The sequence below is a fragment of the Gardnerella sp. C0684A1 genome (assembly GCF_055326835.1).
The window spans coordinates 204,621-227,335 of record NZ_JBLTSX010000001.1 but is presented as its reverse complement, the minus strand read 5'-3'; the positions used below and the strand labels follow the sequence as shown (position 1 = coordinate 227,335).

General features: G+C 40.4%; 21 protein-coding genes. 7 read left to right on the top strand and 14 right to left on the bottom strand.

Annotated elements, in window-relative coordinates:
- Nucleotide 1 precedes the first annotated feature (1 nt).
- The 3 genes from nrdI to nrdF all read left to right on the top strand — a co-directional run bounded on the left by nrdI (nt 2) and on the right by nrdF (nt 3,969).
- Complete coding sequence (gene nrdI / locus ACNEUN_RS00955) at nt 2-502, top strand: class Ib ribonucleoside-diphosphate reductase assembly flavoprotein NrdI (RefSeq protein WP_427875872.1); 501 nt, start codon at nt 2-4, stop codon at nt 500-502.
- Between the two features lie 76 nt (nt 503-578).
- Complete coding sequence (gene nrdE, locus ACNEUN_RS00950) at nt 579-2,807, top strand: class 1b ribonucleoside-diphosphate reductase subunit alpha (RefSeq protein ID WP_463630239.1); 2,229 nt, start codon at nt 579-581, stop codon at nt 2,805-2,807.
- An 82-nt stretch (nt 2,808-2,889) separates the two neighbouring features.
- Nucleotides 2,890-3,969 carry a class 1b ribonucleoside-diphosphate reductase subunit beta gene (nrdF, locus tag ACNEUN_RS00945; protein WP_463630238.1) on the top strand — a complete coding sequence of 360 codons (1,080 nt, stop codon included), beginning with the start codon at nt 2,890-2,892 and terminating at the stop codon, nt 3,967-3,969.
- A 344-nt stretch (nt 3,970-4,313) separates the two neighbouring features.
- Here nrdF and ACNEUN_RS00940 read toward each other — a convergent pair whose 3' ends face one another.
- The 3 genes from ACNEUN_RS00940 to ACNEUN_RS00930 are packed head-to-tail and all read right to left on the bottom strand — an operon-like array spanning nt 4,314 to nt 6,670.
- Complete coding sequence (locus tag ACNEUN_RS00940) at nt 4,314-5,486, bottom strand: sensor histidine kinase (RefSeq protein ID WP_427875875.1); 1,173 nt, start codon at nt 5,484-5,486, stop codon at nt 4,314-4,316.
- 34 nt (nt 5,487-5,520) lie between these two features.
- Nucleotides 5,521-6,174 (bottom strand): response regulator transcription factor, encoded by a 654-nt coding sequence (locus ACNEUN_RS00935; RefSeq protein WP_410312083.1) that lies wholly within the window; start codon nt 6,172-6,174, stop codon nt 5,521-5,523.
- 34 nt (nt 6,175-6,208) lie between these two features.
- Nucleotides 6,209-6,670 (bottom strand): hypothetical protein, encoded by a 462-nt coding sequence (locus tag ACNEUN_RS00930; protein WP_427875877.1) that lies wholly within the window; start codon nt 6,668-6,670, stop codon nt 6,209-6,211.
- Between the two features lie 315 nt (nt 6,671-6,985).
- Between ACNEUN_RS00930 and ACNEUN_RS00925 the strand changes: the two genes are divergently transcribed.
- Both ACNEUN_RS00925 and ACNEUN_RS00920 read left to right on the top strand, forming a co-directional pair.
- Nucleotides 6,986-7,297: a type II toxin-antitoxin system RelE/ParE family toxin gene (locus ACNEUN_RS00925; RefSeq protein WP_463630235.1), complete on the top strand. Its 312-nt coding sequence runs from the start codon at nt 6,986-6,988 to the stop codon at nt 7,295-7,297.
- Complete coding sequence (locus ACNEUN_RS00920) at nt 7,291-7,578, top strand: addiction module antidote protein (protein ID WP_004109873.1); 288 nt, start codon at nt 7,291-7,293, stop codon at nt 7,576-7,578. The genes ACNEUN_RS00925 and ACNEUN_RS00920 overlap by 7 nt, the downstream gene beginning before the upstream one ends.
- Nucleotides 7,579-7,650: 72 nt before the next feature.
- Here ACNEUN_RS00920 and ACNEUN_RS00915 read toward each other — a convergent pair whose 3' ends face one another.
- Nucleotides 7,651-8,874 carry a histidine kinase dimerization/phosphoacceptor domain-containing protein gene (locus ACNEUN_RS00915; protein WP_463630233.1) on the bottom strand — a complete coding sequence of 408 codons (1,224 nt, stop codon included), beginning with the start codon at nt 8,872-8,874 and terminating at the stop codon, nt 7,651-7,653.
- Entirely contained in the window at nt 8,868-9,608 is a 741-nt protein-coding gene (locus tag ACNEUN_RS00910; RefSeq protein WP_463630231.1) for a LuxR C-terminal-related transcriptional regulator, read from the bottom strand. The genes ACNEUN_RS00915 and ACNEUN_RS00910 overlap by 7 nt, the downstream gene beginning before the upstream one ends.
- Nucleotides 9,609-9,800: 192 nt before the next feature.
- On the opposite strand from ACNEUN_RS00910, the gene ACNEUN_RS00905 reads away from it, so the two are divergent.
- A complete protein-coding gene (locus ACNEUN_RS00905; protein ID WP_463630229.1) occupies nt 9,801-10,304 on the top strand; it encodes a hypothetical protein in 504 nt (167 codons plus the stop codon).
- A gap of 41 nt (nt 10,305-10,345) precedes the next feature.
- On the opposite strand, the gene ACNEUN_RS00900 is transcribed toward ACNEUN_RS00905, so the two are convergent.
- Nucleotides 10,346-10,693 (bottom strand): hypothetical protein, encoded by a 348-nt coding sequence (locus ACNEUN_RS00900; protein WP_463630227.1) that lies wholly within the window; start codon nt 10,691-10,693, stop codon nt 10,346-10,348.
- Between the two features lie 259 nt (nt 10,694-10,952).
- On the opposite strand from ACNEUN_RS00900, the gene ACNEUN_RS00895 reads away from it, so the two are divergent.
- Nucleotides 10,953-11,189, top strand: a complete 237-nt coding sequence (locus tag ACNEUN_RS00895; RefSeq protein ID WP_032813307.1) for a hypothetical protein — start codon at nt 10,953-10,955, stop codon at nt 11,187-11,189.
- Between the two features lie 11 nt (nt 11,190-11,200).
- Here the strand turns inward: ACNEUN_RS00895 and ACNEUN_RS00890 are convergent, their stop codons facing one another.
- From ACNEUN_RS00890 to ACNEUN_RS00855, 8 genes are all read right to left on the bottom strand, one after another.
- Nucleotides 11,201-11,791 (bottom strand): FMN-binding protein, encoded by a 591-nt coding sequence (locus tag ACNEUN_RS00890; protein ID WP_463630225.1) that lies wholly within the window; start codon nt 11,789-11,791, stop codon nt 11,201-11,203.
- Between the two features lie 45 nt (nt 11,792-11,836).
- The gene (locus ACNEUN_RS00885; RefSeq protein ID WP_463630405.1) at nt 11,837-12,631 is read right to left on the bottom strand and encodes an ABC transporter ATP-binding protein; all 795 of its coding nucleotides are present in this window, start codon (nt 12,629-12,631) and stop codon (nt 11,837-11,839) included.
- 100 nt (nt 12,632-12,731) lie between these two features.
- Entirely contained in the window at nt 12,732-14,006 is a 1,275-nt protein-coding gene (locus ACNEUN_RS00880; protein WP_463630223.1) for an ABC transporter permease, read from the bottom strand.
- Nucleotides 13,996-15,339, bottom strand: a complete 1,344-nt coding sequence (locus tag ACNEUN_RS00875) for an ABC transporter permease (protein ID WP_427875885.1) — start codon at nt 15,337-15,339, stop codon at nt 13,996-13,998. Before ACNEUN_RS00875 ends, ACNEUN_RS00880 begins: the two co-directional genes overlap by 11 nt.
- Before the next feature lie 12 nt (nt 15,340-15,351).
- The gene (locus ACNEUN_RS00870; protein ID WP_463630221.1) at nt 15,352-16,623 is read right to left on the bottom strand and encodes a Fe-S-containing protein; all 1,272 of its coding nucleotides are present in this window, start codon (nt 16,621-16,623) and stop codon (nt 15,352-15,354) included.
- 133 nt (nt 16,624-16,756) lie between these two features.
- Nucleotides 16,757-17,389 (bottom strand): iron transporter, encoded by a 633-nt coding sequence (locus ACNEUN_RS00865; protein ID WP_463630219.1) that lies wholly within the window; start codon nt 17,387-17,389, stop codon nt 16,757-16,759.
- 43 nt (nt 17,390-17,432) lie between these two features.
- Nucleotides 17,433-19,199, bottom strand: coding sequence for an FTR1 family iron permease (locus ACNEUN_RS00860; RefSeq protein WP_463630217.1), 1,767 nt, complete (start codon nt 19,197-19,199; stop codon nt 17,433-17,435).
- Between the two features lie 200 nt (nt 19,200-19,399).
- On the bottom strand, nt 19,400-22,705 hold the full coding sequence (locus ACNEUN_RS00855) for a type I restriction endonuclease subunit R (protein ID WP_463630215.1): 3,306 nt from the start codon (nt 22,703-22,705) through the stop codon (nt 19,400-19,402).
- Nucleotides 22,706-22,715 lie beyond the last annotated feature (10 nt).

Below are 22,715 nucleotides of genomic sequence, written 5' to 3'. Positions count from 1 at the left end.
AATGTGTGATCAAGAAAATATGTCACAACCAAGCGAGCCAGAAGCGCGCGCACAAGGCGAATCAATCGGAGCTGTAGTCTATTTTTCTTCCGTCTCCGAAAACACACTACGATTCGTAAAAAATTGCGATTTTCCAAGCAACAATGTGAACGTATATCGCATACCACTTCGACCAAAAGAGCCAGAATTGCACGTTCGCGAGCCATACGTTTTGATTGTGCCAACTTACGGCGGCGGAAATATTTCTAAAGCAATACCAATGCAGGTGCGAAAATTCCTAAATAATCGCGAAAATCGTTCATTTATTCGCGGAGTAATTTCTTCCGGAAATACGAATTTTGGAGAAGCATATTGCGCTGCAGGCGGTCAAATTGCAGGAAAGTGCGGCATCCCAAATATGTACTCGTTTGAGCTCACGGGAACTCAAGAAGATATTGAAAAAGTAGCGCAAGGCATACCGAGATTTTTAAGGCAATTAAAAGAAACAGAAGAAACGAAATAAACAAAAAGCACATAAGCAACAAAAACAACCAGCGTTTGAAAAGCAAAAATAACGCACGAGGAAAGGAATAAAACCCATGAACAGCACGGATCCGATGAGCGAATCTACTGCGCTTAATCTTGATCACACTGACGACGCTAGCACTGCTAGCAGCAGCACAACTGCCGAGCGTATTCGCAACAGCCGCGACTATCACGTTCTTAACGCTATGCTCGGTCTTTTCGACCCAGAAAAAGGCATTCAGTTTGATAAAGATCAGGAAGCAGAAAAGCTTTACATTTCGGGTTACGCGCAAGAACACAGCATGAAGTTTGCTTCTACTCGCGAGCGCTTAAATTATTTGATTAACAACTACTACTACAACGGCAACGTGTTCGGAAAGTATAGTGACGAGTTTCTAGATAAATTCTACGAGCACGCAGAATCCGCGCACCACACTTTTGGTACTTTCTTGGGCGCTTTTAAGTTCTACACTTCTTACGCTTTGAAGACTTTCGACGGCAAACAGTATTTGGAAAACTTCGCTCAGCGCGCAGCTGCAGTCGCTTTGGAACTCGCAGACGGCGACGAAAAAGCAGCGCTCAACTATTTGGACGAAATGCTCGCAGGCCGCTTCCAGCCAGCAACCCCAACGTTCTTGAATCTTGGTAAAGCTCAGCGCGGAGAGGCTGTGAGCTGCTTCCTTGTGCGTTTGGAAGATAATATGGAGTCTATTGCGCGCGGAATTAATTCTGCTTTGCAGCTTTCTAAGCGCGGTGGCGGAGTGGCGCTTTTGCTTACGAATTTGCGCGAGCTTGGCGCTCCTATTAAGCGCATCGAGAATCAGTCGAGTGGCGTTGTGCCTGTTATGAAGCTTTTGGAAGATTCATTCTCTTACGCTAATCAGCTTGGCGCTCGTCAGGGCGCTGGTGCCGTGTATATTAGCGCTCACCACCCAGATATTATGCGTTTCCTCGATACTAAGCGCGAGAACGCGGACGAGAAGATTCGTATTAAGTCGCTTTCTTTGGGCGTTGTAATTCCAGATATTACTTTTGAGCTTGCTAAGCGTAAGGAAAAGATGGCTTTGTTTAGCCCTTACGACGTTGAGCGTGAGTACGGCAAGCCTTTCGCAGACATTTCTGTTACTGAGCATTACGATGAGATGGTTGCAAATCCTCGCATTCACAAGAAATACATCGACGCTCGCGAATTCTTTATGACTCTTGCTGAGATTCAGTTTGAATCCGGTTACCCTTACATTTTGTTTGAGGATACTGTGAATCGCACGAATCCTATTGAAGGTCGCATTACTATGAGCAACTTGTGCTCCGAGATTTTGCAAACTCAAGAAGCAAGCACGTATAACGCCGACTTGACTTATAGTCACGTTGGCCGCGATATTTCTTGCAATCTTGGCTCTCTTAATATTGCTAAGGCAATGGATGGTAACTTAGGCGCAAGCGTTGATTTGGCTGTGCGCGCGCTCACTTCTGTATCCGAGCACACTTCGATTGATTCCGTGCCTTCGATTCGTCGCGGTAACGAAGAAGGTCATGCTATTGGCTTGGGTCAAATGAATTTGCACGGTTTCCTTGCTCGCGAGCACATGCAATACGGAAGCGAAGAAGCTCTTGACTTTACAGACATGTACTTTATGACGGTTGCTTACCACGCTTATAAGGCTTCTCACGCTTTGGCTGTGGAGCGCGGCCGCGCTTTTGCAAGCTTTAAGACTAGCGCTTACGCTAAGCCTGCAGGCAAAGGCAACTATTTCGATAAGTATACGGACGGCAGCCGCTCTCTTGAGCCTAAAACGCAAGCGGTTCGCGATTTGTTTGCTCGTTTTAACGTTGCGATTCCAACTGTTTCGGACTGGGAGCAACTGCGCGACGAGATTTTGCGCGACGGCATTTACAACGAATATTTGCAAGCTGTTCCTCCAACTGGTTCCATCTCGTACATCAACCATTCCACGAGTTCGATTCACCCGATTGCTTCTCGCATTGAGATTCGCAAAGAGGGCAAAGTTGGCCGCGTCTACTACCCTGCCGCTTACATGACGAATGACAATATGCAGTACTTTAAGGATGCTTACGAGATTGGCTGGAAGGCGATTATTGACACTTACGCTGAAGCAACTCAGCATGTAGATCAGGGATTGTCGCTTACTTTGTTCTTCCCAGATACTACGACTACTCGCGATTTGAACAAAGCTCAGATTTACGCGTGGCGTAAGGGTATTAAGACTCTTTACTACATTCGTATTCGCCAGAAGGCTTTGGAAGGTACGGAAATCGAGGGTTGCGTAAGCTGCACGCTGTAAACCTTATGGTTGCAAATCTTCCACAAATTAAATCAAAAACTTAAAAATTTTATAAAACGTAAACACAAGATCAGGAGTAATTATGACAGAACTCGATCCAACAGAACTGCGCAGTAGCCTAGATAAGCCTTTCGGCACAAACCGCGTAATCGCAGACGACGCTATGATGGCAGCTTCCATCACTCCAGCTCAATACCGCTACCATCACGGATCTCGCGTGCGCCCAGTTAATTGGAACAATATTGTTGACGACAAAGATTTGGACGTTTGGAATCGTCTTATTGCTAACTTCTGGCTTCCAGAAAAGGTGCCGCTGAGCAACGATATTCCTTCTTGGCGTTTCCTCACCGATCTTGAACGCAAGACAACTACTCGCGTTTTTACAGGCTTGACTTTGCTTGATACCAGCCAGGCAACTATTGGTGAGCTTTGCCAGATTGAGCACGCTCGCACTGAGCACGAGCAGGCTATTTACACGAATATTGCTTTTATGCAGTCGATTCACGCTCGCTCCTACTCCTCTATTTTCTCCACTCTTTGTTCTAGCGAGGAGATTGACGAGGCTTACCGTTGGGCTGTTGGTAACGACGTTTTGCAGCAGCGCGTTACCACTGTGCTTTGCGAGTACGAGAGTGAAGATCCGCTTAAGCGCAAGATTGCAGCAACTATGCTTTCTTCTCTGCTTCTTTACGCGGGCTTCTACCTTCCGCTTTACTTTGCTTCTCGCGGCAAGATGATGAACACTGCCGATATGATTCGCCTAATTTTGCGCGATAAGGCGATTCACGGCTACTATTCTGGCTACAAGTTCCAGCGCGGTTTGGAGCTTAGAAGCGAGAACGACAAGAAGAATCTTGAAAAGTTCACTATGAACTTGCTTGATACTTTGTATGATTTGGAAGTTGAGTATTCTGGTCAGATTTATGAAGGATTTGACTTCCACGATGACGTTTTTGATTTCGTTCGTTACAACGCTAACAAGGCTTTGATGAACCTTGGCTACCCAGCTAAGTACAGCGAAGAAGAAACTCACGTAAGCCCAGAAATTCTCGCAGCTCTTTCTCCTGCAGCCGACGAAAATCACGACTTCTTCTCCGGCTCTGGTTCCAGCTACATTATGGGCAAGTCGGTTGAAACCGACGACGATGATTGGGATTTCTAGTCACTTAGTTGCTTCATTGCTTCGTTAATTAGTTAATCAGTCAGGTTGCTTATGTACTTTTCATAAGCAACCTCTTTTTTTATTTAATTATTTAAGAATATTTACATTTTGAAACTATTTTTAAATATCCGCGTACTTACGGAGTTATCGTGGCAGTTTTTGTGACTTTTGCAATTTTTGCCACGATAACGTGTATAACATAGCAACGAAACAGCATTCTCCATCGCAGATTAACCGCCTACTTGCATCTGCTGCGCAAAGGTTCGTCCAAATACTCGATTAAAACGCGTCCGAATACTCGATTAAAGCGCAAGAAAGCACAATAATTTATTCTTGCACAATGACTATTTCTCTGCATGAAGAGGAACGTGTACATTAATAATCCACGAATCGCCATCTTCAATAACTTTAAAAGTTCCACCAGCATGTTCCGCAAGCATCTTATGGAAACGCAGTCCATATCCTAATTGCAAGTTAGCAAGAATACCGCGTTGCGCACTATTTATACACGTAATATGACATTCATGGTCATTAAGCATTACATTCATAGAGTATTCTTTAGGCTTTGCAGCATGCTTTTTTACGTTCGCAAGCAGTTCTCTGCAAATATATTCAATTTGAGCACATTCTTCAAAAGGCAAATGGATTGACCGAGAATCTTCAGCAGTTAAATCACTACTCAAATCAATGGAACCAATATAGCCAAGCTTTTCAAAAGACTTTTGTTCACCGTCAAATAAAACACGTAAGCCTGTGCAAAAATCTTTATAACATGTAGTCGATTGCATAACATCGCCAGTGCTTGCAGTTGTAGCATTGTCAAGAAGAGAAATGATATTACGCGCTCTATGAACAGTTGTAGTAGCACGTTGAAGAATCTCTCGCGAATTTTCATGCTCTTGGTCATGAGTTGTTTGAGGTTCAATAGATTGTTGAGCCATCATCATAATACTGGAAAGCTCATTAGTTACTTCATCATGCATGCGAATTGCTGCAATAGTGGCATATTTTTGAAAAACGTTATAACGCTGTGCAAATAACTGTTCCTGTTGTTGGTGAATAGTAGAAATATAATATTTTGCGATTGCGCTAGAAATAAGAGTGATAAGAAGCCACCACGCTAACACATAAGCGTTTTGAAAATTGCATATAATAAAGAACCATGAAGATACTCCGCAAGAAGAAAGCACGGTGTACCAAGGTTGAGTAATTACAGCAATTGCCAAACAAATCAATATGGTAAGCATCATAGATGAATAGTTGATATTGGGCGCAATAATTACCAACGGCATCCAAATGAGCACAATAAAAGATGCCTTACGTGGCCATATTGCAATGCATAAGCAGATTACAATCCATACTATTTCAACTGTAATTGCATGCCAATTAGAGTAGTAATGAAGATTATTATAGGAACAAATTTCAAGAATCAAAGTACAACTTATGATTGCACCAATTCCAATTTTCTGCCAAGCATCATGCGGCAAAAAATTAATCATACGCGTTAATAATTTCATAACTACCTACTCTTACACGTTAATTTCTTACGCGTTATATGTCATGCGAGTATTTTGCGAGCGCAGCGAGCGCCTGCATGCGACTTTTAACTTGAAGTTTTCCATAAATACGCCGTAAATGCGTGTTGACTGTTGAAACTTTCACATTAAGCTGATCTGCAATCTCTTTCGTAGAAGATCCCTGTTTGCACAAGCGCATAATTTCCGATTCTTGAGGAGACAAAACTGAAGTCTTCGGAAGTTGAGAAATCATATTAAATGATTCTTGCGGAGTGTGAAAATAGTCAATATATTGTGGCAATTCTGGACACCCGTAGCTTGTTGCGCGCGATTGGATAGCTGCAACTACGTCTGATAAATTGTCTTTATGTATTAACGCTTGACCACCTGACTTAGCAACTTGCAATACGTATTCATCTAACATGTAGGAAGTAATGCCAATTAAAACAATATTGCTATTGCGCTCGCGAATTGCTTTAATTACATCAACGCCACTCATTTCTCTCATTGACATATCTACTAAAAGTACGTCAGGAGTATTTTCTGTAACGCAACGATGAATAGCTTGTTTTGCAGAAGAACACATCCATGCACAAACAAAATTTTCAGGCAAACGACTTTTTAGAAGAAGTTGCATATATCGCAATACAAGCGTGTCATTATCAACAATTGCGTAAGTGGTGTTCATACAATATATGGTATCTTGTTTTGGAATCCGATTATCAAGAGATGTGCGATTGTACTGTTTTTCTCAAATTATCAAGATTGTACACATTAAAGTGCCATACGCTAGCACTTTCCGTTGGCACACTCCATTCTTCAGTTTTACCATTTGCAGTAAAACGAATTATTTGAGTTGTTGGCTTATTTATAACTTCAAAATTAGTGAGTTGATTCCACGCAATACAACGAAGATGCTTATCGTCTAATTTAGCTAGATTACCCGAGCCTAAAATAACATTCGGATTAACAACAATAAACTCATTATTAGTGGCAGCAACAATACGCGCATCAACGCCTTGCGCTACATAGAATAATTTAGGTAATAAAAATAGTTTGATTAAATCTTTCCACCAAGGGTTGTATTTCATGGTAAATACATACGTCTTATCAACTGAAAGATTGTGATCTTTAAAGTACTTGACGATATCTTCTTCTCGTATACCGCGCAAAGGATTGGTCATAATAAGCACCTCCTTGTGATTCTTGTTTTGTAAATTACCAACATACTAACGTGCAGATTTTATCTACACAAATAGGCGTACCTATTTTTAACGATAGTGCTCTTAGAAAACTTTTAAAAAACTTTTACTATTAGCAGTTATGTTCCCAACAATCAATATTTAAGAATATTTCCGTTTTGGAATTATTTTTAAATATCCGCGTACTTACCGAGTTATCGTGGCAGATTTTGCTAATTTTGCAATTTTTGCCACGATAACTGATATGACTGTTTACTTATTATTGCAAAACTGTATCCTACAGGATAAAATATTTTTATGGAGATACTTAAAACAGATGAATATCGCAATTGGATGAAAAAACTTCGCGATACGCAATCTAAAGCTCGAATTAACGCGAGGCTGAGATTATGCGAAATTGCAGGTAAGCCAGTAGGTGATTTACATCCAGTTTGCAATGGTATTAGTGAACTGCGTTTCGCTTTTGGACCAGGGCATCGTGTGTATTTTGCACAAAAAGGCTCAAAGCTAATGCTATTACTTGCTGGCGGAGATAAAAGTAGTCGAAGTAAAGATATTAAGCAAGCGAAGATACTTCTTGCACAGTTAATTGAGGAGAAGAAATGGTAAATATAAGTAAATGGGATGCGAGTGAGTATCTTGAGGACGATGATGATGTTATTGCATATCTCAATGCCGCAGCAGAACTTAACGATCCTCGCTTGCTGCAAGCTGCTATAGGCGATATTGCAAAAGCTCGAGGCATGAAAGAGATTGCTCAAAAAGCTGAGGTTGGAAGGGAAAGCCTTTACAAAAGCCTAAGACGCGACGGCAATCCTAGCTTCCAAACTATTGCGAAGGTTGTTCAAGCGTTAGGTGGACGCATTGCAATAGAACCAGCAAATGCGTGACATACACAGTTATCGTGGCAGATTTTGCTAATTTTGCAATTTTTGCCACGATAATGCGCGATTTGAGTGATGCTAGTTTAGTGGAATAACAACATTGACCAGCCAAGTGTCATCATCTTTTTGCGCGCTTAAAGATCCACCTAAACGTTCCACAGATTTTTTGTGGAACAGTAGACCTTTGCCAAAAACAAGCCTTTCGCCAAACTTGTTCAACATTGAAATCGAATTCATACACATTATTTTGCATTCTCGCTCATCAACCGTAACATTCATAGAAAAATCAACGCTAGTATTGCAATGCTTGCGAATATTAGTAAGCAACTCGCTGCACATGCGAATAGCACATTGAGCTTTTTCAGTACTAACAGTTGCAGATGCAGCAAAATCACTACTCCCTGAACTTTTATCAAGCACTGTTATAGAGCCATAATATCCAAGCTGCTCGCAAATCTTACGCTCAGCTTGCAATCGTGCGCGAATATTGCATAGGAAATCAGCCAAAGTCATGCAATTATTGCCATTAGAATCATAAATAAACTGCGTGCTAACAATATTTGAATCTAAAGAATCATCATACTTATGCTCAGCTTGCTCAAGCAGGCTGATAACAAGTCTCGCTTTGGAAAGTGCATTACGCGAATGCTCAACAATCTGCTCTAACGATTCTTTTGTATGTTCATTGTTCTCAGCATATAAAGCATCCGTTGCAAGCAACGTAATATCAGTAATCTCATTGTTCACATCGTCGTGCAATTGCAACGCAACAGACGCAATATAAGACTGGAACTTACTCCGTACAATATCCATTTTTGCGCGATTATTTTCTTCCAACATGTTCAAATATTTGCGCAAAACGTAACCGCAAATCATGGAAATAAGAATAAAACAAGGAAAAGTAAGTGGAATGTGCGCCATTTTTGCAAAGTACATAATATTCAGCGAAACTATGTATGCACAAAGCAAATACTTCCACGAATCATAAAAGCCTGCAACAAACATGCTAGCAATCAATGAAAAAAGAAAGCAAGTTGCATTTACGCCTGGTACCGATAACGTTACGCAATACAAAATCGGAGTTACGAGGGATATTTGACGCGGAAAAGCAATCAAAAGAAATATTGTGAACATCCAAACGTATTGGCATACAGATTGCTGCGGGTTGTGCCACAAACCAGCCGTATTGCAAGATTGCACGTCCATTGATACTACAAGAATCGCCAATATTATGAATAAAGTTCGCTGAATTTTCCAGCTTTTAACCAACTCAATAACGCACGAAAATGTTTTCATTAACATGCGTTATCCATTTCTTGCAAAAGATTCGGATGATTCTGCGGCAAATTATAAGCATATTGCAGATTTCTATCTTGCCCACGATTTTGCATTGCAGCAAATGCTGATATTGCTTGCACGCGATTAGAAACATGCAATTTTTTGTAAATCCTATGAATATGCGTGTTTACAGTGTTTGACATAAGACCAAGTTGAGCCGCAATCTGATTCGTTGTGTAGCCTTTGGCAAGCAGATCCATGATTTTTAGTTCTTGAGGCGGCAAAACGCTGCGCGATCTTGATTTAGAAAGCCTAATAAAAGATTCTTGCGGAGTAGCAAAATCGTAAGCAACATCTTTAACACAACGGCAGCCATACACGTGCTGATTATCGCAATATTGCAAAGCTTCTGCTAGCCCTTTGAAATTGTCTTTAGCAACCATCGCTTGCCCACCAACTTGCGAAACCATCGAAGCGTAGGATCTACAATCGTAAGAAGTCATGCCAATTAAAATAATGCTGTTGTTTTTCTCACGAATTGCGCGTATTACGTCTACTCCAGGCATGTCTTTCATTGACATATCAATCAAAATATAATCTGGAGTAGTTTTTGCTACTTGGCAATATTTCAAAGCTTGCACGCCTGATTTTACACACCATTTGCACGCGTACTCACTCGGCAAAAGCTTGCTGAGCACGTTTCGCATAACCGCTAAAACTAATGGGTCGTTATCTACTATTGCATACGTTTTTGGCATAATGGCTTTCTTGCAATCTTATGCTACTTTTCTTACATTCTACTTTATAAGCGCGTGCAAAATAGAGCAAATTGTGTAGCAAGAAATGATTACAAGTAATGCATATAAGTCAAATGTGATTATAATAAGTAACAATATGCGACTTTTAGTTGCGTTGAAATTCACCTTCAATAATGATTGCAGCAGGATTATATGACAAAACGACTAGTAGTATTGCACTCCGCAGAGGTAGCTGCGGTGGCGCTTGCCTCAACAGCTGCTTTTATGCGTAGCTTTGGCTTCTTCGTTTTGTGGCTTGTTCCAGGACTTCTTTCTGTTGCAATGTATTCTTGTGCATATTTTTTCTTGCGAAAAATCGTTATTAAAGAAAAAAATGCGTATATCGCAAATAATATATCTAAGATTGATGGCGCAGGCGCTAACAGAACAAGTAATGATGTTGAGAATATAGAAAGCAACAAAGATTACATAATTACTCTTGAGCAAGAGCGCAAAAAAGTCGAATCACAAAATAAGCAAATACGTAGCAATTATCTAAATAATTTAATAAATATTATTACATGCTTTATTTGTGGGCTTATTCACGTTCCTTGGATTTATTACTATGGAATTGCAAATGGCGTTGTAACATTGGTGATTCTGTGGCGAGTAATAAAGCGCCCACAAGGTCACCCTATTGATGAAAGCGATTTTTAAGGATTTAGACTTTAAGGATTTAAGCTTTTAAGGATCTAAGCTTATTGTTGATCTTCCATTGAAAGATTTAATCCTTTTGCAGCATTGCGAAAATATTCTATGTAATCGCCATAGCCGTCTGCAATAATAGCATCCTCTTTTACAACAAAAGAGCCATTTTCTAGCACAATATATTTTGTAAAGAATTCTTCTAATTGCTTAGCTAATTCATCAATTTCATATTGTGAAAGCTCTTCGCTACTATTTTCCGCAAGGTTATCTTCCTGCTTTTGAATTTGATTAATGCTATTTTCGCAAACTTTTCCTATTTTGTTTACGTTATCTTTTGGCTGCCAAGAGTTTATGCCAAAATCACTCATGCTTACACTACCCATATTCGCGTTACTCATGTTTGTATCTCCTTGTATTTGTAACATATTCACAACTTATATTCGCAACACATATTTTCAACATATTTGTGCGTTGCTTTAAGTCTAATTACAAACATTTTCCGTGCAATCTTGAGTACTAAGTTCTGAGTACATAGTATTTCTCGAAGACTTGCAGCATTTATACTAGAAATACAAAATGCATACGAACGAGAAGCAGCGTACGCGAATTAGCTACAATGCTCACAAACAAAACAGCAAATTAGAAAGAAGGCAACTCATGAGCAAGGACTCTATAAAACTTATTAAAAAAACGCTTATTTGGATTCTTAAGTGGGCAATATTTACAGCAATCGAATTCCTTCTTTTGTACGTTGCGCTTATATCTTGGAATCATGATTTTGCACAGTTCATGAACGAATACAGAAATGCGATTATTCCATTTATGGCAGCAACTGGAGCTATGGCAGCAGCGATGATTCGCGACGAAGGCACTATTCTTGAAGTCAAAGATTAAGGTGGTTAATATTATTGCGCGGATGCGATTGATGCCTCTTGGCGCGCAACATCAAGCGCTTTGTTGAAGGCGTCGCTAGTCCAACTTGCTCCAGCAACAACCGAGATATGCAAATCTTTCAACGGCTTTCCAACAATTTTACCGGTAATCGCATTAGAAAACGCATCCATGTGTTTTCTTGAAATCGGCGTAAACGGATGTTCAACAATTTGCACATCACTTACTTTGTCACTTGCAACGCTTAAATGTACATCTATACTATCTTCTCCAGCAGGGCCGTACGTAGCTTTAATCGAATAGTTTCCATCACGATAATCACCAGTATTTGTTTTTGACAGGATTTTTGAATCCTCACTTTGAGCTGAAGACTGAGATTGCTGAGCACCAGAATCATACTTACCAGAAGGATTTCCAGCATCATCTGCATTTTGACCAGAATTTCCAGCAAACTCGTCGTTCATAGGAACTGCTTTAGGTTCACCGCAAGCAGCAAATATTGCAGAAGTACTAGCTAAAACAGCAAGCGCAGCAACACTTTTTGCAATTTTTTTGGATTTCAAATCATCATGTGAAATACTGTGAAACATATTATCTGAAACCATAAAATCATCGCCTTCAAATCTTGTATATTTTAAAATCTTGCGCAACTAATCATCTAAATTCGCTAATTTAGGAGACTTAGTAGGCTCATGATCTTGCAAAGCTTCCGCAACGCTTTCATCAATATGAGCACTCGTAAACGCAGGCTTGCCACCAATCACCTCGTACGCTTTTCGCGCTTCCTCACTATTCCAACGCTCACCAACAAGCACACCGTGATTGAGCATAATCTCGCGCTCAGCACACTGTGCTACAAGCGAATCATGCGTAACTACAATAATCGTAGTACCCTGCTCATGAAGTTGCTTGAATAAGTCAAGCACAATCTGCTCATTCTTCTCATCCAAATTACCAGTCGGCTCATCCGCAAGAAGCAACTTCGGGCAGTTAATAAGCGCGCGAGCAACACAAACACGCTGCTGCTCACCGCCGGAAAGCTGGCTCGGCAAATGATGCGCACGATCCTTCAAGCCAACTCGTTCCAAAGCATCCATCGCTTGAGCTTCATCAACAACGGAATGATAGTATTGCGCAACCATCACATTTTCAACTGCAGTTAAATGTGAAACTAAATAAAACTTCTGAAACACAAGTCCAATCACATTTTTGCGAACATCCGCAAGCTGACCAGCATTCAAATCTTCAAGTTTGCGCCCCTGCAAAGACACAGAGCCTTTAGATGGAGAATCCATGCAGCCAATAATATTCATCAGCGTAGTTTTACCAGATCCGCTTGAACCAACTATTGAAAGCCACTCTCCTTCCGGAACAGTAAGCGACAAATCATCTACAGCTCGAAGAGAACCATAAATTTTAGAAATGTGATCCAAAGTCAACAGCATTTTTGGCTTATTATCTGCTGCATTCTCTTGAACAGTTTCTGTCATATTAAAACCTCACTAAAATCCTAAATAAACTACTTACAAAATCGCTTATATGAAATTATTCTTCACGCAAAACCACCGCAGGATCAATTTTTGAAGCACGCAAAACAGGCGGCAAAGATGCTATGCAAGAAGCTATTACGCTAAACAATATAGAAAAACAAACTAGCAGCCAGTCGATTCCTAATTCTCGCGCAAAAACCATAGATGCCAATAATCGAGCGAATAAATAACCTACTGCTGTACCAACACAACCGCCAACCAAACCATACAAGCCGGATTCTACAGTAAATTCAATACCAATACTCGATGCGCTAGCACCCAAAGCTTTACGCAATCCAATCTCATTCCTTCTCTGCTGCACAATCGAAGAAATAGTAGTACTCACGCCTACCATCATCAAAATGAGCACAACAAGTGAAACAATGCAAAACAGGCTACGAAGCATAGTGACAATACCTTTATCTGCTGCAGTTACTTTGGTTACTTGCTGAGCACGCACACGCATTGAAGTCATATCGTTAATACTTCTAACAACCGCGTCGACACTAGGTGCAGAAGAGGAATAAGCGATTACATCAGCTCCACGCTTAACTCCAGTAAGAGTATTCACATCTCCATTAAGAGCATAAAGCATAGCGTCCTCAGCGCCGCCAGTATCCAAAATTCCACAAACACGGAAAGTAGTTCCGTGCGTATCCATAATATCTGTAGAAACACGACCTTCTACTAATTTTGATGAATTAGTAGGATTATTGGTTGAATTTGAAACTGAATTTTTATCTAATTTTTCTGCAGCCTTATGCGAACCATCCGTGTTATCTCCTGAACGGTAAGCGATAGCAATACGAGAGCCAATTTTCAAACTCATAGCTTGAGCAACATCTCGCCCAACCATCACATTCCCAGCACTTGGCCATCTACCGTCCACATTCCAATGCTTATTCAGAGACTTAACAGAACTAACATCAATACCAGCAAGCACATAAGGAGCAGCATTAATTCGTACATTCTCATAACGATACGTAGCCGAACGCATAGCACCTTTAGCAAGAACCATGTCGTTAGTATGCAAAACCATTGCACGATCAATACCGTTCTTCCACTCACCCTCAAGTGGAGTCACAATAATATTCGCACCATAAGAATGCATTTCATCACTCATCTGCTGTGGAACAACCAGGCAGATTGCAGCTAAACAGAATAAAGTAGCAGCACCAACAAGAGTTGCAATAACAGCCATCATAGCGCGAGACTTACGTCGAAATACTGCGCCAAAAAGCATAGTAGCAAACATGGCGCTATTAGAAGTTTTATAAGATTTACCTGCCATGAAGCACCTCCGCAGGACGTACTCGCAGAATTGAACGAATCGACGAGCCGGCAGCAGCCAAAACAGTCAAAGCAATAAGCACAGACACTAAAACGAACACCATTGGTCTAAATGCTATTGAAGATTTAAATACTGTAAACCCAATAATTTGAGCTACACCAAATCCAGATATCATTCCCAATAATGCTCCTACACAAGCTATAACAGAAGTTTCAAAAAGCATCAAACGCGCAACAGCACCATCGCGAGCGCCCAAAGCTTTAAGCAAAGCCAACTCTCCGGAACGTTCTGAAATAGAAGCTGCCATCAGATTTGCAACTGCTACAGCTGCTGCAATCAAACTTAAAGCAGTCATTAGCATCATAACCGCACGAGTTTTATTTAATACGTTTCCTTGAAGAGCTGCTACCTGACGAACCTGTTTCGCTACAGCTCCAGGAATTACTTCCTCAATCTGGTAGGTAATAGAACTTGGGTAAGCTGTACAATACCAAGTTTCCCACTCTTCCTGGCTTAGTGCAGCAGGATTTTTTGCAGCTTTACGTGCTAAATCATTCTCCGGTGTAGTTAACGCTTTAACCTCAATAGTGTCAATCTTATTTTGCTTATTTGAAAGGTACTGAGCTTTACTAGTATCTACATATAAAGCGTTATCGTCATCGTCTCCAGACTCGTATATTCCCACTATTCGCAAGGAAATTTGTTTACCGTCACGATGCAAATATACGCGTTTACCAACAGTTAGATGCTGTTCTTTCGCAAGTTTAGAACCAGCCATCGCTTCAGATTTGTTATCTTGCGCAAAACGACCTGATGAAATATTCCACCAAGAACGCAAGCCCCTAACGCCAACTACAGTAGTTTCTCCAGAAGCGAGCGCAAGTTTGCGATTAAACCACGTTCCTACTATCGGAACCACTTTATTAGCAGAATTATTAGAGTACTGTGATCCTAAAAGTGCGTGAACTGTCAATTTCGGCGCGAAATTTGTAATATTAAACGCCCAGAAGATCATTTTTATTTTAGAAACATCCGACTCTTTTAATGATGATGTAGCTTCCCTTGATTCTGCGTCAGTTAGGTTATTCGCACTTTCAAAAGACCCTTGCTCACGAGAAGAGTATAAGTCGTCTACTACTGCACTCGATTTTGGCTGAACTACAATATTAGATCCGTAAGAGCTAAGCTCAGCGTTAAGTTTATCTCCCACGTCGTAAACAACACTAAGCATAGCTACACTTACGCAAGTGCTCAAACATACTACTAGAGCAATCATTACGCGCTTTTTTATTTGTCGCACCAAGGATCGGGCAACCATGCGAATCAAAAACATCTGCCCGTCTCCTTACTTAAAATGCGAACTTAACACGTCTAAATCAGACGTATGAATGGTGATTTTTCCATGACCAGCCTTATATGGGAAAGGAATTGGATTGCAACCGCCTTTGAAACCAATAGTTGCTAAATTAATAGCAACATCGCACTTTCTGCAAATGATCTTCCCATCTTTTTCGTAATATCCTGCGTCTCCACAATTTTCGCAAGCATCCAAACCAACTCCGTAAGCTCCACCATTTTTCTTAATAATTATGAACCGCATTACGGTACCATCTTTTGCTTTGTATTGGAAACGATGCAAATGTCCATCTGAAACTTGCACAAAATTAATCGTAGCTATACCATCATGCAGTTCGTAAGGTTCAGGAGGAGTGAGCGTAGGCTTACTATTCATAACATCCACGCCAACAGTAAGGGTAAGAATCACTGTTAGCGCGGCAAGAATTGCAGATAGTGCAGACTTACGCGATTTGCGCTTAAAAGCACGCTTTGAACGTATTTCTGCAGTATTTTGACCAACTGCAGCAGTACGCAATCCAATTATTAATGAAGATAAAACTGGTATAACGAATACGCATATTTGCGCCATAATCAAAAGAGGCGCGTTATTAATCAACCAAACAAGAATACTAAATGAAAAATCGTCAATATATAAAAGAATACTTCCCTGCATAATTTGCAGAAGTGAAGTAATATGCTGCACTAAAAGAATAAGCATGCTGAGCAGCACTGCGATAGTAAAGGATATTTTATCTGAAGTTACGCGAAGCGAACGAACCATAAGACTCAAGCAGATTGCAACTATAACACCAAGAACTAATCCGAGAGCACGAAGAAGCATATCGGAAGTAAACGGCGGCGTGCTAGAGTCAACAAAAATAGTGAGCTGCAAAATAACATCTGGTAAAGCATAAAAGACAGTAAGAGCAAGACATAATGCACCAATAGCGTTACTAATATGCATTATTAACGGATGTTTTCGCCAAGAGGAAACTATTTTATGAGAAAAAGCTACGGTAACGATCGCCGCTACATCACAAGGAACAGCTACACACAATACCGGCATATTCACAAAGTTACGCTGGTTAATAATAACTGCTGCACGAAGAGTTGCGAAAATTAACGCAGCAATAGTTCCAACTGTAAGACCATATAGTCTCCAGCGTGCGCTCACAGGCTTGTCGCGACCTTCTCCAACGTTTAAAGAAACGCTTAAGCCCATTGCAAGTAGTGTAAGAGGGAGTAGCCCCGGCATTACTGCTATAAACAATCGGAGCATAACTCCCTCCTTTACTGCTTGTTATTTAAATAAATAATTTTATTATCAATAATTTGATTATCAGCTATTTTCTATCGATTAAGACACTCAGTTATAAAAACTAAACGAATAACCACATAAAATTACTGAAAATTTACCACTGACGTGGAGTGTACTTCCAATCATCGAATGTTGCCTTGATTGGCTCAGTCCAGAAGCGACCGGTTACGCCGGTAGCAGGATCGACATGCAACATCCAGCCGCGCTTTTCTGGGGATTCGATTGAAAGAACCAACTTGTAAGAACCAGCTTTGTCTAGCTTAACGTTTGCACCATAGTGAGGGCCATCGGAAGCGTTCATCTGCATAAACGTACCCTTACCAGCAGAAGCGCCGCTAGCTTTATCAATAATTTCGTAATTTACTGTCAAATCTGGAATGAACTCGCCCTTACCGTAACCAAGTTTCGTACCTTCCTGGTTGGCGTGAATATCCGCCTCAAGGTGGAAGCTTGCTTCGCTTGCCTTCAAGCCCATACCTGCTGGAACCATATCGACTGGCTGGAAGTAAACAGCACCAATCATAAGAGGTCCAATGTTCTGATCTTGATGAGGGCCTACTTGAATCTCCTCGAAACCTTTGTCTCCACCCTTATCATCGGCCTTTTGTTCAGAAGCTTGCGGCTTCTTTGAAGAACCGCTATTGCTACCATTCGTACCGCAGCCAGCAAATGCAAGCACACCAGCTAAAACTAAAGCGGCAATTGATATTATTTTTTTATTCTTCATATCTAACCTTTTCTATTGGTTATTATTACTTTCGTTATGCTTGTTATTTTGCCGAAGAAGACTCCGCAATTTCTTGTGAACTACTATCTTCGGACGTCTCTATAGGAGTCTTATCTGTACGTTTTCCGCGGCTTCGCGCAATAGATACGCATAGTAGCGAAATAACAACTATTGCAGCTATGATTTGCGCAACAATCGTTTCCACATACGGATAGAATCCAAGCCAATCGTTAGTTGGCAAGCCTTGAATATATATTCCTGATACAGCATCGCCTTCTATAAGCGCGTGCATGCCGCCGCCAGCAAAAATTACTACCAGAATCGACATAAGTGCACTTGTGCCTGCAAAGAATGGTCTTACTGGAATGTGTACTGAAGCAAAACGTATAAGAAGGAATATTGCTACCAACACAGCTGCAGCAGACGCAAAACCTGTCCAAATCATGGAATCAGCTCCGTCGGAAACTGCAAAAATAGCTTGATAGAATATTACAGTTTCAGCACCTTCACGAAATACTGCGAGGAAACTTAAGAGAGAAAGTGATATTAAACTTCCTTTAGAAACTGCAGCTGTTGTTTGCTTGCGAATATAAGAATTCCATGCTTGCACAGAAGAGCGTGAAATCATCCAATTGCTGGTATACAGAAGCATTAGCATAGCAAAAAGCGCTACTACGCCTTCTGTTATTTCTTGCTGCGGACCAGAGCCGTTAAATAGCACACCAAACAGTGCTGCTACAGCAAGAGATGCAGCAATACCAACAACAACGCCTAGATAAATGTACTTAACCATTTTCTTATGGCCGGATTTAATAAGGTAAGCGATAATCGCCGCAACAACAAGCAGCGCTTCTAATCCTTCACGAAGCAGGATAACGAAGGCTTGGCCGAAAGAACTTGTTATAAACTGCATGAAAGGATTTGCGTTTGCAGATGCTCCTCCGTCTAGCTTTGCTGCGTCTACAGATAGCATTGATTTCAAATTTTTAACAAGTTCACGAGCTTGATCAATAGAACCACCGTTGTTCATTGTTTGACGGCACTCTTTGAATTGATACTCAACTTCAGATACACGGCTTCCGCTAATAGCGTTCATAACGTTTTTCTCAAAACCGAGCTTTTCGTAATGCTGATAGTACGCTTCATTAATAAGATCTACAGCTTGATACCCAGCATTTTTGCCGCCCTGAGCGTAAGTTTTTACCGCTTTATCAAGAATTACGCTCATTTCTTGCGCTACTTGACACCATGTTCTACCATTTCGGCCAAGATTCTTCTTTTTTGCAGCGTCAAGTTTTTTGCGCTCTGCTTTGATTTGAGCACGCAATTTTTTCGCATACACGTCAGGTTTGTCTAATGATGAGTTTGCGTCTAATTGTTCTGCCGTTTTTTCCAAATCAGACTTTAGTTCTACAACAACTGCATTAATTTGAGATTCTTGATTTTGTTGATATACCAACGTTTGTAATTGTTGAAACTTATCAGTTTGCGATTGAACTTTATCTTGACCAATAGTGTCTCGAACAACCGTAATAAAATTAGAAGCAACGTACACAGAATTGTATGCATCTTGGAATCTAGTTGCAGCTGCAGCTATATTTCCGTTTTTGTAGTTGCTCTGTCCTTGTTCAAACTGATCATCTATAGCTTGCGAAACAGCATTCCAACTTTGGTACACTCTGTCAGCGTCTATAGCATACGAAACCGTAGGAGCAAAAAATCCAAGGCAACAAGCTATAGCAATCATGAGTGCCATAATTAAAGACGCAGCACTTCGTACAATCTTGCGCATTGCTAATAACGCGCGCATAACATCTCCTCGCACCTTTATGCATATTTCTGATGCATACTTCTTAATGTTTTCTTACGCTCTACCCCAGTTGAGCAGCCCAACTAAAACTTGCCATTACAAAGGCCCCACATGAATATGATATCGATATATCAACTAGATTGATATAGTTCGGAGTAAAAAATATGTTTATATATCAAAAATGATATTGATAACGAGAATTATCTTTCGTTTTGAGAGAAGCCAATAAGTCCAACAAACTCATTAAACATGTTTCTCATACTTTCTACAATGCGACCTTTCTTCTCAGCGCGCGCCTTAGCAGCAGCGCCAAATCTGCTCATTCTAGGCATTAGATCATTAATATCTGTACCAAGCTCACTTACTTCGCCAGCGCTAAAAGATTTCTCCATAAACTTGCGAGTCAAAGCATCGTTTAATCCTTCACTTTGCACAAGTTGCGCCAAATCATGATTATACTTTTGCTCAACATACTCGCTCCAGCAATCAACAATACTCAACTTGTTACCGTTAGAATCGTAAACAGTAATATTACCTCCAGAATCCACAAGCTTCCCAAGCTCATTCTCGTTAAGCTGCGCAATAAACCCTTCAATAAGCTTCTTTTTACTGCGCAACTGCGGGCTAGCGTCAATCGCCACCCTAATAGAAGCAAGAACATTTTTATCTTTGCAATGCCTGCTATGGTAGCGTTCTACTAACATCAAAATGTAGTCAATATTTACTTCTACTTGACGCACAAGCTCCATCTCAAACACAACGTCATCCGTAATGTCGGCGATCTCACCTTTTTGCTCTTTGTTCTTCCATTCTTCATGCAAATCCTGGTAATGCCCCAAGTAATCTTGCATATCGCGCTCTTTGATTATTTCGTTGCCTTCAAATTGATCGAAAGCTTTCAGCATGTTACGCAAGCGCAAAATATTGCTAAAAAGCGATATAAACTTTTTCTGATTCTCTTCTCCAACAATGTTGAAGCCTTGCAGCGGATACTTTTCCATAAGATCATTTACTAAATCGCTGTATCCACAACGCTCAATTCCTTTAGCGTCAACATAACCGTTGAAAATCTGCTCAAAAGTAGGGCAAAGCACAATACCTTGCGCATCTTTATCTCCAAAAAGAGCTACCGCTTCGTCAACTTGATAGCTCAAATCCCTAAAGCACACAATGTTTCCGAATGTTTTAACGGAGTTTAAGATTCGATTTGTGCGCGAGAACGCTTGAATAAGCCCGTGCATGCGAAGATTTTTATCTACCCAAAGCGTGTTCAAAGTTGTTGCATCAAAACCAGTTAGAAACATGTTGACTACAATCAAAACGTCAATTTCCTTATTTTTCATACGAATTGAAACGTCTTTGTAGTAACTCTGAAACTCACTGTTTGACGTATCGTAGTGCATTCCAAACATTTGATTGTAGTCGTTTATAGCGCTTTCCAAGAATTCTTGCGAATTTGCGTCAAGTCTTGCAGTGCTTTCAGAATTTTCTTCTCCAAGAGAACCCATGCCGTTGCTATACTCCGAAGAATCTGACTCACCCTCGTTTACTGCATAGCTAAAAATAGTTGCCACTTTTAAGCGTTCGCTTGGCGGCAGATTTTGCTGCTGCTTTTTGAACTCGTTGTAATACACTTTTGCAAGCGGAATGTCTGCAACAGCAAAGATTGAATTAAAGCCGTTTACGTCAACTGCTTCAGAGGATTTTTTAGGTTCTACAGTGTTATGCTTATCTGCAGCAAGTTCTTTAACGTTAAGAATGCGCTTGTATTTGTAAGTTTTCTCGTTGCGATACGTTTTTTGAGTAAAATGCTCAATAATGTATTGAACAACATTGTGCACGCGCTCTTTGTGCTTAATTACATCGGGTCGATTAATATCTTTAACCAATTCGTCGGTTGCTTTTTCCAGCTCGCTCGATGTTTTTACAGTAGCAACGTATTCTACGCGGAATGGCAGCACATTTTTATCGTTAATCGCGTTAATGATTGTGTAAGTATGCAAGCAAGGCCCAAAAGTTTGCTCGGTCGTAGAAATATGCGTAGCATCGGAGCCAGCAGCGTTCGCTTCAAAAATTGGCGTACCAGTAAACCCAAAAAGCAAGCTATTTTTAAAATGTTTTACAATATCCGCATGCATGCCTCCAAACTGACTTCGGTGGCATTCGTCAAAAATAAACACTATGCGCTTTTTGTAAATTTCATGACTTGGGTGTTTGCTTATAAATCTACTAAGCTTTTGAATAGTTGTTATAATAAGCCTGCGTTTTTCAGTATTGTCTTCTAGCTGTTTTGTAAGTACAGCTGTTGAAGTGTTACTATTTGCGGATCCTTCTTCAAACCTGTTGTATTCTCCCATTGTTTGATAGTCAAGATCTTTACGGTCTACAACAAACAAAACTTTGTCAACAAGATTATTGCCTTCTGCGTCTTTTAAAGTTTTTACTAGCTGCGATGTTTTGAAGCTAGTTAGCGTTTTACCAGATCCAGTAGTATGCCAAATATAGCCACCCTTTTGACGCTCTGATGATGACATTTTGTTTGCATTAGCAAACATGTATTTTACGCGATTCACTATGTTTTCTGCTGCAGTAATCTGGTATGGACGCATAACCATCAAGCAATCTTCTGCATTAAAAACGCAATATTTTGTAAGAATGTTAAGAATTACGTGCTTTGCAAAGAATGTTTTAGCAAAATCGCATAAGTCGGAGATTATAGTGTTTTGAGCATCGGACCAATAGTTTGTAAATTCAAAACTGTTACTTGTTGTGCTTTTGCTAGATCCTCTACTTTTCTGCTCGTTGTAAGCATTATTGCGAGTTGAGTTAGAGTAATACTTTGTCTCAGTGCCGTTTGAGATTACGAAAATTTGCACGTATCCAAATAGTCCGCTTCCAGCCCAAAATGAGTCGCGAGCATAACGGTTAATCTGATTGAACGCTTCTCTAATAGGCACACCTCTGCGCTTTAGCTCAATATGAACCATTGGCAAGCCGTTTACTAGAACAGTCACATCGTAACGATTACTACGCGCAGGGCCATTTGCATCATTACTGTTTGCATAATTATTGTTTGCATTATCGTTTGCGTTAACAGCATACTGGTTGATTACTTGCACAATATTCTTGTGAATATTTTCTTTGTCAATAATAGTAATGTTCTTATCTGTGCCGTCATCTTTTTTGAGTATTTTAACGTTATCTCGCTGAATAGTATCTGTTTTCTCAACTATATCGTCAGTGCTGTTTGCAATATTTTCTTTGAAAAATCTTTCCCACTCGCCATCTGAAAAATGGTAATCGTTGAGCTTTTCGATTTGCACGCGAAGATTTGCTATAAGATCTTTCTCGTTGTGAATGTGAGCATACTCGTAGCCTTGGGATTGCAAAATGTTAATGAACTCTTCTTCGAGTTGTGCTTCGCTTTGATAACTGCCGTCGTTGCGCGCGCTTGGCGTAAACGTAGACATTACAGTGCTATCTTGATTCTCTAACACGATTTTCATTCTGCTTCCT